The sequence below is a fragment of the Faucicola osloensis genome, assembly GCF_020041925.1.
GTDB lineage: Bacteria > Pseudomonadota > Gammaproteobacteria > Pseudomonadales > Moraxellaceae > Faucicola > Faucicola osloensis_D.
Genome location: NZ_CP083409.1, coordinates 2,120,725 through 2,134,722 on the forward strand (window position 1 = coordinate 2,120,725; position 13,998 = coordinate 2,134,722).

General features: G+C 41.5%; 12 protein-coding genes. 9 read left to right on the top strand and 3 right to left on the bottom strand.

Annotated features, from left to right (window positions below; all coding sequences use genetic code 11):
* Positions 1-487 precede the first annotated feature (487 nt).
* The 3 genes from mdh (at position 488) to dld (ending at position 3,853) form a co-directional block, all read left to right on the top strand.
* Positions 488-1,660 carry an iron-dependent methanol dehydrogenase gene (gene mdh, locus LAJ61_RS09410; RefSeq protein ID WP_224053698.1) on the top strand — a complete coding sequence of 391 codons (1,173 nt, stop codon included), beginning with the start codon at positions 488-490 and terminating at the stop codon, positions 1,658-1,660.
* A gap of 132 nt (positions 1,661-1,792) precedes the next feature.
* A complete protein-coding gene (locus LAJ61_RS09415; RefSeq protein ID WP_224053699.1) occupies positions 1,793-2,122 on the top strand; it encodes a hypothetical protein in 330 nt (109 codons plus the stop codon).
* Positions 2,123-2,149: 27 nt separating this feature from the next.
* Positions 2,150-3,853 carry a D-lactate dehydrogenase gene (gene dld / locus LAJ61_RS09420; protein WP_224053700.1) on the top strand — a complete coding sequence of 568 codons (1,704 nt, stop codon included), beginning with the start codon at positions 2,150-2,152 and terminating at the stop codon, positions 3,851-3,853.
* Between the two features lie 231 nt (positions 3,854-4,084).
* Here dld and metF read toward each other — a convergent pair whose 3' ends face one another.
* Complete coding sequence (gene metF / locus LAJ61_RS09425) at positions 4,085-4,927, bottom strand: methylenetetrahydrofolate reductase [NAD(P)H] (RefSeq protein ID WP_159772553.1); 843 nt, start codon at positions 4,925-4,927, stop codon at positions 4,085-4,087.
* A 166-nt stretch (positions 4,928-5,093) separates the two neighbouring features.
* Positions 5,094-6,482: an adenosylhomocysteinase gene (ahcY, locus tag LAJ61_RS09430; RefSeq protein WP_219333252.1), complete on the bottom strand. Its 1,389-nt coding sequence runs from the start codon at positions 6,480-6,482 to the stop codon at positions 5,094-5,096.
* A 473-nt stretch (positions 6,483-6,955) separates the two neighbouring features.
* Here ahcY and LAJ61_RS09435 point away from each other — a divergent pair, with 473 nt between their 5' ends.
* Complete coding sequence (locus tag LAJ61_RS09435; protein WP_224053701.1) at positions 6,956-7,765, top strand: hypothetical protein; 810 nt, start codon at positions 6,956-6,958, stop codon at positions 7,763-7,765.
* Between the two features lie 161 nt (positions 7,766-7,926).
* Positions 7,927-9,384 carry an alanine/glycine:cation symporter family protein gene (locus LAJ61_RS09440; protein WP_224054848.1) on the top strand — a complete coding sequence of 486 codons (1,458 nt, stop codon included), beginning with the start codon at positions 7,927-7,929 and terminating at the stop codon, positions 9,382-9,384.
* A 137-nt stretch (positions 9,385-9,521) separates the two neighbouring features.
* Here LAJ61_RS09440 and LAJ61_RS09445 read toward each other — a convergent pair whose 3' ends face one another.
* A complete protein-coding gene (locus LAJ61_RS09445; RefSeq protein ID WP_228744268.1) occupies positions 9,522-9,980 on the bottom strand; it encodes an Lrp/AsnC family transcriptional regulator in 459 nt (152 codons plus the stop codon).
* Between the two features lie 164 nt (positions 9,981-10,144).
* Here LAJ61_RS09445 and leuA point away from each other — a divergent pair, with 164 nt between their 5' ends.
* From leuA to LAJ61_RS09465, 4 genes are all read left to right on the top strand, one after another.
* A complete protein-coding gene (leuA, locus tag LAJ61_RS09450) occupies positions 10,145-11,875 on the top strand; it encodes a 2-isopropylmalate synthase (RefSeq protein WP_224053703.1) in 1,731 nt (576 codons plus the stop codon).
* Between the two features lie 221 nt (positions 11,876-12,096).
* Complete coding sequence (locus LAJ61_RS09455) at positions 12,097-12,417, top strand: YcgL domain-containing protein (RefSeq protein ID WP_224054849.1); 321 nt, start codon at positions 12,097-12,099, stop codon at positions 12,415-12,417.
* Positions 12,418-12,483: 66 nt separating this feature from the next.
* The gene (locus tag LAJ61_RS09460; protein WP_036601603.1) at positions 12,484-12,939 is read left to right on the top strand and encodes a hypothetical protein; all 456 of its coding nucleotides are present in this window, start codon (positions 12,484-12,486) and stop codon (positions 12,937-12,939) included.
* Between the two features lie 148 nt (positions 12,940-13,087).
* The gene (locus LAJ61_RS09465) at positions 13,088-13,990 is read left to right on the top strand and encodes an AAA family ATPase (RefSeq protein ID WP_224053704.1); all 903 of its coding nucleotides are present in this window, start codon (positions 13,088-13,090) and stop codon (positions 13,988-13,990) included.
* Positions 13,991-13,998 lie beyond the last annotated feature (8 nt).

Genomic DNA, 13,998 nt, shown 5'->3' on the forward strand with positions numbered 1-13,998 from the left:
AATAATAAAGAAAATTACGCTTTAGTTCAATTAAATTTCGAAAAAATAGTGATATTTATAAGGTTTTTTGTAAATTGGTAATACCAATTTTGATAGTAATATGACTTATTGTGTGGAAGGATACAAAAAAGCTTGGTATTGAAGGTAGCAGGGATTCAAGACTTTTGCGGTCAGAGTGCGTGATGAAAGCTATACAGCGTCTTGCTGTATGGGGTTGATAGCATAAGCCATGAAGGACATAGCGCAAGTAGCGTGCTTTATTTTTTCAAAAGCCATCAAGTAAAGTAACTTTTTGACTAAGGTAGGTTAATAGTAGGTAGAGCGCATTGGATGACTGAACTAAAATCAAGTCATAGTGATTTTATAAGAATATATTTTATAAAAATATATTGGTACATCTTATCTAGTTGTAATGATGACAAAAAACTAGGCGTACGAATAAAATTACTATATACCCTAACCATAAAAGATTAAAAGGAATTTAATCATGGCTTATAAGCAAATCTCCGATCAAACCAGTGGCTTTTTTATTCCCTGCGTATCATTATTTGGACCTGGCTGTGTCAAAGAAGTGGGCTCAAAAGCCAAAGATTTAGGTGCTAAAAAAGCGCTTATTGTAACTGACCAAGGGCTGAACAAAGCAGGTGTTCCAGACATTATCATTAAACATTTAAGCGAACAAGGTATTGATAGCTACGTATTTGCAGGCGCAGAGCCAAATCCAACTGACAAAAATGTCCACGATGGCGTCACAGCGTATCAAGATAATGGCTGTGATTTTATCATCTCATTGGGTGGTGGTTCGTCACATGACTGTGCAAAAGGGATTGGTCTAGTGACCGCAGGCGGTGGTCATATCCGTGACTATGAAGGTATTGATAAAAGTAAAGTGCCAATGACGCCATTGATTGCTATCAATACCACGGCAGGCACAGCATCAGAGATGACACGTTTTTGTATTATCACCAATACCGATACCCACGTCAAAATGGCGATTGTAGATTGGCGTTGTACACCACTCATTGCTATTGATGACCCTCGACTGATGACTGCTAAACCTGCATCTTTAACTGCAGCAACAGGTATGGATGCGTTAACCCATGCGGTAGAGGCGTATGTATCGACTGCTGCAAATCCGATTACAGATGCTTGTGCAGAAAAAGCCATTCGAATGATTCAACAATGGCTGCGTCAAGCAGTAGCGAATGGCGAAAACATTGAAGCGCGTGAAGCTATGAGCTACGCCCAATACTTAGCAGGCATGGCGTTTAATAATGCCTCGCTAGGTTATGTACATGCAATGGCGCACCAGTTAGGTGGGTTCTACAATCTGCCACACGGTGTCTGTAATGCGATTTTGTTACCGCACGTCTGTGAATTTAACCTGATCTCAACACCTGAGCGTTATGCAGATATTGCTGAATTTATGGGCATTGACATCAAAGACATGACTCGAGCAGAAGCAGGTAAAGCAGGCATCAATGCAATTCGTGAGCTATCCCAATCGATAGGTATTCCTAAGGGACTTACTGAGCTTGGTGTCAAACAAGAAGACCTTGCCATCATGGCAACCAATGCCCAAAACGATGCTTGTATGCTCACCAACCCACGCAAGGCAAATCATGAACAGGTCGTAGCAATCTTCGCCGCTGCCATGTAAATGTAGCATCAAACTAAAACATACTCACAGCAGTAAAAAAAGGGGACTTTAATAGTCTCCTTTTACATTGAGCGCTGATACAAAGCGCATAAATTTTTGCGTAAATTGATTAAAATATAGTAGCATATAGGGATGAAACAAAAACTCATCACTCGCTTAGACCACTGCCAATACTTACGGGTAACCCAAGTAAACTACCCACTTAGCCACGATGCCAAGCCTCACCTAATACAAAATCTGGTAGCAAAAAATCTCGCAGTAAAAAATCTCCTAATAAAAAATCTAATAGCACAAATCAGCGATAACCGCATCTACAATCGAGCCACCGATGGTAAACGCACACTTGACCATGTTAACGCCATGCGCAGCCCTACTATCGAACACAATCCTATCTTTGATAAAACCAAAACGATTCACCTATCAACAAGTCAATACAATACAATCGTCAATAAAACCTCATGACCCATTTAATCAATAAGGATATTTATCATGTTAAAACAGTATAAGCCGACACTCGATAAGTTAACGAAGATCGTAGGGAAGTCTCATGTACTCATCGATGAACAAGATACCCGTCATTACCGACAAGGCATGCGTTTTGGTGAGGGAAAAGTGTTGGCGGTGGTATGTCCAGGTACTTTACTTGAGCAGTGGCAGGCACTACAAACCATTATTGAGGCAGATTGTGTGGTAATTATGCAAGCTGCCAATACAGGATTGACAGGCGGCTCTACACCTTATGGTGATGACTATGATCGTCCAGTCATCATTATGAGTACTCGGCGTCTACAAGGTATCCAAGTGATTTTAGATGGCAAACAAGTCGTGTGTTTACCAGGCGCAACTTTGGATAATCTTGAGCGTACTTTAAAGCCTTATAATCGTGAACCGCATTCTGTGATTGGGTCATCATGTATTGGCGCTTCAGTTTTAGGTGGAGTCTGCAACAACTCAGGCGGCGCGCTGGTACGTCGTGGACCTGCTTATACTGAAATGGCGTTGTATGCCCGTGTCAATGAATCGGGTGAGTTAGAATTGATTAATCATCTAGGTATTGATTTAGGTAACACGGCTGAAGAGATACTCACCAGACTGCAAAAACAAGACTATGAAATGGGTCAGATAACCACCCAAACCAGCCAGCTGGCATCAGACAATCGTTATGCCCATGACGTTAAACAAGTCGATGCAGACAGTCCTGCTAGATTCAATGCCGATCCGACACGATTATATGAAGCATCGGGTTCAGCGGGTAAAGTCTGTGTGTTTGCGGTGCGACTAGATACCTTTGAAAAAGTTGAGAGTAAGGTTTTTTATATCGGCTCAAATGACCATGATGACTTAACGGCGATACGTCGTTATTTGCTGACATCACTACCAAGCTTGCCGATTGCTGGAGAATATATTCATCGTGATGCCTTTAGTATTGGTGCAAAGTATGGCAAAGATACTTTCTTGTTTATTGAGCGTTTTGGCACGGTGAATATACCTAGAGCGTTAGCCCTCAAAGATCGCATTGACGGGTGGTTAGAGAAAATAAAAATACGGGGTCTGACTGATCAAATTTTACAAGCTATCACTTTTTTCTTACCCAGTCATTTACCGCGGCGCATGCTAGCGTTTCATCAGCGTTTTGAGCATCATTTGATTCTACGAGTAGATGAGCAAAGCGCAGAACAGACACAGCAGTTTTTAAATGAGTATTTTGCCGTTCATTCTACTGGCTCGTATTTTGCCTGTACGGAGGAAGAAGGTCGCAAAGCTTTCTTACACCGTTTTGCTGTTGCCGGAGCGGCGATACGATATCGTGATACCCACCGAGCAGAGGTCGAGGATATTGTGGCATTGGATATTGCGTTACGACGTAACGATAGAGAATGGGTAGAAAAAATCCCTGCAGATCTTGAACAACATATGTTGCATAAATTATATTATGGGCACTTTTTTTGTCATGTATTTCACCAAGATTACATTGTCAAAAAAGGCACTAATCCACTGGATATTGAGCATCAGATGTGGAAGCTGCTAGACGAGCGTAGGGCAGAATATCCCGCAGAACACAATGTGGGTCATTTATATGTTGCTAAGCCAGCTTTAGCCAATTTTTATCGAAAGCTAGATCCTACCAACACCTTTAATGTGGGGATTGGTCACACTTCAAAGTTAAAATACTGGCGCAAACCTAACGCATGACGACATTTAACTAGGTAACCATAATTAGGTAAGCATCCGACCATCAGGGCAATCGCAGGATAAAATTTTATCGAACAGTAGCTGCTCAAGATAAACTGTTTCAGATAAATTGTTTAAGATAAGCGTTATTTTGCGATGCCCCAATTTTACGATGTTGAGCAGACAGTTTAATACCGTCATTATCATTTTTTGTTTACTGTCAGTCAGATAGTGCGTAAGGTCTATCCCCAATTAAACCAATCCAAGCGCTTCAATCAGTTGTTTATTAGGGCTGACTTGGTTCATGCTGTAAAAATGCATTGACGGCACGCCTTCGGCAATCAAGCGCTCACATAGATTGACCACCACTTCAAACCCAAATTGACGAATGGCTTTTTTGTCATCGCCATAGTCGGCAAGCTGTTTACGGATAAAACGTGGAATATCTGCCCCGCAGCCATCGGCAAACCGAATCAAATTTGACGCATTGGTGATGGGCATAATGCCTGCGATGATCGGGAACTCATCTTGTGTCACCCCTTTTTTGGCAAGGGCATCACGCAGATATAGATAGCTGTCAGCGTTGTAGAAAAACTGGGTAATCGCTTCAGTCGCGCCAGCGTGGTATTTATTGAGCAAGTTTTGGATATCGGCGTCAAAGCTTTTGGCTTGCGGGTGCATTTCTGGATATGCAGCGACTTTGATACGAAAATAATCACCGCTATGCTCGCGTATGTATTTAACCAAATCAACAGCAAACGGCAGCTCGCCAAGACCTACCATACCTGATGGCAAATCACCGCGCAGCGCCACCAAGCGATTAATACCTAACGATTTATAATAATCCAATAACTCGCCAATTTTGGCTTTATCATCGCCAATACAGGATAAATGCGGGGTAATGGGCGTGTCACTTTTTTCACTGAGCGCCTTAACAATACCCAAGGTGCGCTCACGGGTTGACCCACCTGCGCCATAAGTCACGCTAAAATATTGCGGTTTTAAAGCATTTAATTCATCAAAGGTTGCCAATAATTTGGTTTGACCGTCATCGGTCTTGGTGGGAAAAAACTCAAAAGAAAACGGCGTTGTCATGGTGGTCATGAAAGTATCCAAAATGATAAAAAATACCACCATTATAACGGGTAAAACAGTAAAAAAATTGAATTTTTTAGCATAAACATTGAGTTAAACTGCATAAAAAAGTCATGCTCATTGGCATGACTTTGATTGAACCTTTAACAAATAATAGTTATAGCTATTAGTACTTATAGCTATCAGGTTTGAACGGGCCTTCAACTGGCACACCGATATAATCGGCTTGTTGCTGCGTCAATTTAGTCAGCACCCCATTAAAGCCTGCAACCATGGCTGCTGCCACTTCTTCATCGAGTTTTTTTGGCAACACTTTGACATATAGATTGTCCGCTTTTTTATCCGCCGGCAAATCAGCAAATTTTTCTTTGAATAAGTGCATTTGCGCCAATACTTGGTTGGCAAAAGAGCCATCCATAATACGTGATGGGTGACCTGTGGCATTACCCAAATTGACCAAACGACCTTCCGACAATAAAAGCAAGTAATCGTTTTCATCTTCTGAGCGATAGACTTGGTGTACTTGAGGCTTCACTTCCACCCATTTCCAGTTGTCACGCATAAACTGGGTATCAATCTCGGTATCAAAGTGACCAATATTACAAACCACTGCGGTGGCTTTTAAGGCTTTTAACATATCGCTATTACAGACATGGTAGTTACCAGTGGTAGTGACCACCAAGTCAGTATCTTGCATAAGGGTTTTGTTGACGCCTTTGGCAGGGTCACCTTCCACAAATGGCGAGACCAATTCATAGCCATCCATACAAGCTTGCATACCACAAATTGGATCGGCTTCCGTCACTCGTACTATCATACCTTCTTGACGTAGGCTTTGAGCAGAACCTTTACCCACATCGCCATAACCGATAACAAGTGCACGACGACCTGCTAACAGCATATCGGTACCACGTTTGATGGCATCGTTTAGGCTATGACGACAGCCATATTTGTTGTCATTTTTTGATTTGGTCACTGCGTCATTGACATTAATGGCGGGTACTTTTAACGTGCCTGCATTGAGCATTTCAATTAGACGATGTACCCCTGTTGTTGTCTCTTCTGAGATACCGTGAATGTTATCGAGCATTTGCGGGTAGTCGTTATGAATCAGCGCCGTCAAGTCACCGCCATCATCTAAAATAATATTGGCATCCCACAGCTTGCCTGTGGCTTCACCGCCTTCAAAAATCTGTTGGCGAAGACACCATTCGTATTCTTCCTCAGTTTCGCCTTTCCAAGCAAACACAGGAATACCGGCTGCTGCGATAGCGGCAGCAGCATGGTCTTGGGTTGAAAAAATATTACAAGAAGTCCAGCGTACTTCAGCACCCAGCGCCACGAGCGTTTCAATGAGCACAGCAGTTTGAATGGTCATGTGGATACAGCCCACAATCTTGGCGCCTTTTAAGGGCTGCTCGGCTTGGTAGCGTTGGCGTAAGCCCATCAAAGCAGGCATTTCAGTTTCAGCCAGTTTGATTTCTTTGCGACCGTAGTCGGCAAGGCTAATATCGGCAACTTTGTAATCAGAAAAATTTGAATCAGTAGAATTGATAGACAGGGACACTGCGTCCACTCCTTAAAACCGGTAAAAAAAGTTAAAGTAAAAACGCAGATGCCGTTATTTATTTTGGATTTATTTTGGTTAAAACACAAAAAACGAGCCTAGCGCAGGCAAGCGAATATAAATTAAGCCAACCTTAAGCTGCAGCATCTCTCGATAGGCGTATTGTAAAAAAAATTAACATAAAAGTCATTCTCTTAATTGCAACATCAACTTAAGTCTTTTAAAAAAGCAACATTTTTGATAAAATATTACACTTCATCCAATGTAATTACATAAACATATAGAAAAGTTATACAAAATTAAAAGACATTGCTGAAAAATTACGTTTTAATATACCTAAGAGAAACGTAACAAAATATGTCAACTAATTTACTTTTTCTTTATATGTCATTCATCGCTTGAAAATCTTTTAGATTTTTAAGAGAAATGGTAAATTTACATCCTGTCCTTAGGAGATTTATATGAAAGTTTTGAAATTAGCTGCTATTCCTGCTGCTTTAATCGCAACTTCTGCTTTTGCTGAAACTGTCGTTGTTGATCAACAAATTGTTGCACAGCCTGTTGCCGTATCTACTACCACCTACGATCCAAACTTAGGTGTAGTAAAAAACACAACAACTCAATTGGTTACTGGTACTAGAACGTTTTTTGATACCGTAACACATCCTGCTGCTATCAGTGCCGAAGTAGGTACTTTAGGTTATGGTGCCAATATTGGTTGGGGTTTAAATGATAAAACTGAGCTTGTAGTTGGTTGGGCTGGCGGCGATATTGGTGATTTAAAAGACACCATCGAAATTGAAGATGTTGAATATGACTTAGAAACAGATTCAAGCAATCCGTATCTTGGTGTGAATTTACGCCCAGCTGGAAATTGGTTTACTGTGGGTGTTGGTACCATTTTTGGTGACAACGAAATCACTTTGAAAAAACAAGCAAATGAAACCAAACCAGTTAACATCAATGGTAATTCTTACTATGGTAACATTGAAGCGTCAGCTGAAAATAAAAACACTTTGAACCCATACTTAACTATTGGTTTCCGTCCAAATATTACTAATAACTTTGGTGTATTTGGTGAAATCGGTGCAGCTTATACTGGTGGCTTAAAAGTGACTGATGCTAAAACACGAGTTCTAGATGCCAATGGTCAAGAAATTACAAAATTTGACAATAATCAATTAAAATCTGACTTACAACAAGATTTGGATGACTCAGATTATTCAAAATGGTACCCAATCGCTAAAATCGGTGCAACTTACCGTTTCTAATTTGTTAGCGTAAGTTTTAGAAAAACGACACTTTTGGTGTCGTTTTTTTTGCCGAATCATTGCCAAAAGTTTGCTTTATTGATACTATCCGCTATCAATTTTTGAGGCGAGATTCATTGATGTATAACAAAGATTTAGCTTGCTTGGCGCAAGCAAGTGTGATGGATAGCATTCATTGTAGTGTCAATCTTGTTAGTTCACCTATGTGGGATTGGTTGGTGTGGATTTTGATTTGTATTGGTGTGTTTTTTACCGTCATGACAGGGTTTGTTCAATTTCGTTTATTTGGACATAGTGTCAAAAATTTGCTGGCTAGTCGAAGCACCGAACATCACGAGCATAGTGAGAGTATCTCATCGTTTCAAGCGTTTATGACAGGACTGGCGAGTCGTGTCGGTACAGGGAATATCGCAGGAGTTGCTATTGCCGTGAGTGTTGGCGGACCCGGTGCGGTATTTTGGATGTGGTTTATTGCCTTGATTGGGATGGCATCGGCGTTTGCTGAGTCGTCATTGGCACAATTATTTAAGGTGCGAGATGCCAATGGGCATTTTCGCGGTGGACCTGCTTACTATATCCGTCAGGGTTTAGGGCAAGGTTGGCTAGGTGTGGCTTTTGCCGTGAGTCTGATTTTGTGTTTTGGCTTGGTATATAATGCCATTCAAGCCAATACCATCGCCCAAGCCGTACAATCGGCGGTTGGTTGTACGGGCGATAATACCTGTGCTTCATGGGGAACGGGTAAACATGTGGTAGCGCTATTGTTGGTTATTATCTCTGCACCAATTATTTTTGGTGGGATAAAACGGGTTGCCACCATTTCAGAAATGCTAGTACCTGTGATGGCAGGGGTGTATCTGCTAATGGCGTTGTATATTATTGTGACCAATATCACCATGATTCCGCAGGTATTTAATTTGATTTTGACCGATGCCTTTACTTTTAATGCGGCAGCGGGTGGGGCGCTAGGTGGTTTGGTGTCGCAGTCGATGATGCTTGGGATTAAGCGGGGTTTGTACTCAAACGAAGCAGGACAAGGCTCTGCCCCAAATGCCGCTGCGGCTGCGGATGTACCTCACCCCGCCACACAAGGACTGATTCAAAGTTTGGGCGTTTTTGTGGATACCATTATTGTCTGTTCTTGTACTGCGTTTATTATTTTATTATCAAAATTACCCACCGCTGATTTGACAGGGATTCAATTGACCCAAGCTGCATTAGAAAGTCATGTGGGTTCATGGGCGCAAATTTTCCTAGCGGTAGTGCTGTTTATGTTCGCTTTTTCGAGTATTATTGGCAACTACGCCTACGCCGAAACCAACGTGCAATATCTTAAGAATCATCCAATGATTTTGAATGTCTTTCGTATTTTAGTGCTTGCCTTTGTGTATTTTGGTTCTGTGGCTGAAGTGCCTATGGTGTGGGATATGGGGGATTTGATGATGGCGATTATGGCGTACATTAATCTTGTCAGTATCGTCCTGTTGTCAAAATATGTATTTATTTTGGCAAAAGATTATTCCGCTCAAATCAAATCAGGTGTTAAGCATCCTGTTTTTAACATCAATAAATACCCCGCCATGAAAGCCAAAATCACATCGGGAATTTGGGAAAAATAACGATTAGACAATAAAAAAAGCCGTTGGTTATCAATGGCTTTTTTATTGTTTGGCTGGGTATCATAAGCGATACCAACAAATAGTGCGTTTTTTTATAGGTTTTTAAAACAGGGTTTAAAATAGGCTTTAATACCCAATCAGATGATTGATTTTTCAAACACTTGCCGTAATTCAAAACTGGTATGCACTTGTGCGATACCTTCAATACGGTTTAGACGATGCAATAAAAATTCTTCGTAATGCGCCATATCTTTGACCAAAGCTTTGATAAGATAGTCTTCGCTGCGCCCTGTTACAATACTACAGCTGACCACTTCAGGAAATTCTCGTAGTTTTTTTTCAAAATTGCTAAAGCGTTCTGCCGTATGTTTATCCATGCTAATGGCAATATAGACTGACAGTTGATAACCTAATTTTCTAGGGTCAGTGGTGACACTATAACCCGTGATAACACCTGAATCCTCTAATTGTTTGACTCTGCGCGCACAGGGAGTAGGACTTAAGTTTACGCTTTCTGCCAATTCAAGGTTACTTATGCGCGCATTTTCTCGTAATAGCGCTAAAATTTGTCTGTCTATTTTATCTAATGAAGCCATCATAAATTCTCAAATTTAGTGGTTTTGGCTACATAATATAATTATATTAGCCATAAATATCAAATTCTATATATTTTATAGCAAAATTTGGTTACTTCAACTACAAAAAAATGGGTATAATTTCAGCATAAAATTTTAAGCAAAATTAAATTTGGAGAATTAGCATGTCAATACAACCCAAAAACGCGGCTTTTAATCATAAAAAATACCAACCCTTTGCGTTTGCACCAAAGATGACCCAGCGTACTTGGCCTGATAAAACCATCACCAAAGCGCCCATATGGACGTCGGTGGATTTGCGAGATGGTAACCAAGCCTTGATTGAGCCGATGAGCATTGAACAAAAAATGCGCTTCTTTGACTTGTTGGTGCAAGTGGGTTTTAAAGAAATTGAGATTGGTTTTCCCTCGGCGGCGCAAGTTGAGTATGACTTTACCCGCAAATTAATCGAAGGCGGACACGTACCCGACGATGTGACCTTGCAGGTATTGGTCCAGGCACGCGAACATTTGATTCGCCGTACCTTTGAGTCGTTAAAAGGTGCCAAACGTGCCATCGTCCACGTATATAACTCAACCTCAAAAGTGCAGCGCGAAAAAGTGTATCAAAAAGATTATGATGACATTATTGCGATTGCGGTTGAAGGCGCAACATTGTTGCGTGATTTGGCGAAAGAATACCCTGAAACCGAATGGATTTTTGAATATTCCCCTGAAAGTTTCTCACAAACCGAGGTCGATTTTTCGGTCAAAATCTGTGATGAGGTGTGTAAAGTTTGGCGACCGGACTTAGGTCAGAAGGTAATCTTTAACTTGCCATCAACAGTAGAGAGCTCAACGCCCAATATTTATGCCGATCAGATTGAATATTTTTGCCAAAACTTACCCATGCGTGAGCATGTGATTGTGAGCCTTCACACGCATAATGACCGTGGCTGTGCCGTGGCTGCCAGTGAGTTGGGTTTGATGGCAGGGGCTGACCGTATTGAAGGCACGCTTTTTGGCAATGGCGAGCGCACAGGCAACATGGACATCATGGTCATGGCGATGAATATGTATAGCCAAGGCGTAGACCCACAGCTTGATTTTAGTAACATGAGCGAAATCGCCCAAGTGGTAAGTGAGTGCAATCAGTTACCGATTCATCCACGCCATCCCTACGTGGGCGAATTGGTATTTACCGCTTTTAGTGGCTCGCACCAAGATGCCATTAAAAAATCGCTAGATTATAACGAGAAAAATGCCGAAGCTACCCAAGGCTTATGGGATGTGGCGTACTTGCCGATTGATCCTTCTCATATCGGACGCGGCTATCAGGATGTCGTGCGTATCAATAGCCAGTCAGGTAAAGGCGGTGTTGCTTATATCTTGCAACGTGACTTTGGTTTTCATTTGCCACGCTGGACGCAAATTGACTTTAGCCGTGTCATTCAGCAAGAAGCCGAAAGTCGCCAGACAGAATTGACATCAGATGATGTTATTAGCGTGTTTGAAAACACCTATTTGAACCAATCTACTTTGGCGTTGCAAGATTATGAAATCAAGAACACGGCGGGTACAGTAAGCTTTACAGGCTCTGTACGCATGGGAGATGACATCATAGACGTTGTTGGTAATGGCAATGGTCCGTTGTCTGCCTTTATCAATGCCCTCTCTGCCAAATTGAACAAAAATATTCACGTTATCAACTATGCAGAGCATGCGTTAACGGTTGAAAGTCAAAGCCCGCTCACCCAAAACAACAGTGATGCCAATGCCGTTGCTTATTTACAGTTAAATATTGAAGGTGAGATTTATTCAGGTATCGGCACTTGCTCAAGCACCGTATCAGCGATGTTAAAAGCCGCCTTGTCTGCGTTGGCACAAGCGCAGATTGCCGATACTGAACATCATTAATTAGCTTTATAAAGCGCAAATTTATCAGTAGCTTTTATAATCAAAAGAGTAATTGCCCTAGTTGCTCTTTTTTTATGGGCTAACATGTGAAATGCCTAGATTAATAGTAAACAGGGCTGATAGCAAAAGTCGCTAATAGCAAAAGTGGTTTAATTCCAGACAAACCATTTTATGGTATGATAGAGGTACTTTAAATTTTACCGTAATAATAGAGTTGTATGATGCATTGCGATATTTATAAATTTAGCAAAAAAGATGACCTGTATGTGTACATTGCTCGCCCAGATTATCCCAATGACACGGACGAGATTCGTGACTGGTTGTCAGTGTTGCCCAAGGATTTTCGTCAAGCGATTGGGCGCGAAACCTTTGTGATGCATTTGGATTTGGCGAATACGCCAAAGCTTGCACGAGTCAATAAAGCAGAAGTGTTAGAAAAGTTACAAAACCAAGGGTATTTTGTGCAAATGCCGCCTGAAGATGTGTTGTTACGCCAAGCAAAATTAAATATGGCAGAAGCGCAGCAGAACAAGTGGCAGTAGCAAAATTTTAACCAAATGATTTGAATCATGCTAAAATAATCCATCTATTTTTGGCAAGGCAAAATTATGTTTGCATTTTTATCACTCGACCAAATCGGTAATGTGCTAGGCGAAATCATCATTTGGTGGGCACAGCTGGTTCAAGGTGTGCCGCCAGATAAATTACCTCTATATGCCTATGTGGGGTTTTCCATTGTCGTATTACTGCTTTGGATTTTAGTGGTACGGATTTTGCCAAAAACGCTTGCAGGTTTGAGTTGGATTATTCTATTTGCGATTTTGCTCACGCCAACCACTTCCCTTGGCACCCCGCCTGACATCGCACCAGCGAGTATTTCAGTGGTTTATGGGATTTTACTCAAAGATCCAGCAATTATCTTTAATGGGTTGCTACCAATTATGGTTGTGATTACAGTGGGCTGTATTTTGGGTTTCATTTGGCAAATTCTTCGAATGGGCATCGATAAAACCAACAAAAAACATGCGCTAAATAACGCCAATATCAGCCAGCCTAGCCGCTAAGTTATGATGGTGATAAGCCAACAAGCTGTTACGGCTTAACTTTTTATAGCTTAATCTTTTACAGCTTAACCTTTTACTTATAGCTTAACTTTCCCTAAAACTTATGATAGTCTAAAACTCATTTTTGACGATTATCATAGGTTTTTTTATGTCTGACCATCAGCCAACTAATGCTATCGACAATAGCGTCACCCAAAGCAGTTTTGCAAGCACCGATAGTTATATCGCCACTGATAGCCTAAAGCTTGCCGTCAATGCTGCGATTCGATTGCAAAAACCGTTACTCATCAAAGGGGAACCTGGCACGGGTAAAACGCTACTGGCTGAAGAAGTGGCAAAAAGTTTAGGTATGCCACTGTTAACTTGGCACATCAAATCAACCACCAAAGCCGAACAGGGCTTGTATGAGTATGATGCGGTATCACGCCTGCGAGATAGTCAATTGGGCGATGACCGCGTGTATGATATTGCCAACTACATCAAGCCAGGCAAGCTATGGCAAGCATTTACCAGTCCTGAGCGTGTGGTACTGCTCATTGATGAGATTGATAAAGCGGATATTGAGTTCCCCAACGACTTGCTGCATGAACTCGATAAAATGTCGTTTTATGTGTATGAAACCGGCGAAACGATTACCGCCGATCATCGTCCCGTTGTTATTATCACGTCAAACAATGAAAAAGAATTGCCTGATGCTTTCTTGCGTCGTTGCTTTTTTCATTATATTGATTTTCCTGACCAAGCAACCATGCGCGAAATTGTGGATGTGCATTTCCCCAATCTACAAGCAGACTTGGTGGATGAAGCGCTCAAGGTGTTCTACGGTTTGCGTGAAGTCAAAGGCTTAAAAAAACCGCCATCCACCTCTGAATTGGTAGATTGGATTAGTTTGCTGATGGCAGATGATTTGCAAGCGGGCAGTCAAAGTGCGATTGAGCGGTTGAAAAATCCAAGCGATAACTTACCGCCCATGGCGGGGGCATTGCTCAAAAATGAAAATGACTTGAGTTTACTTGAACGTATGGGCTTTATGCTGCGTCGTAGTCGATAGGGGATTGG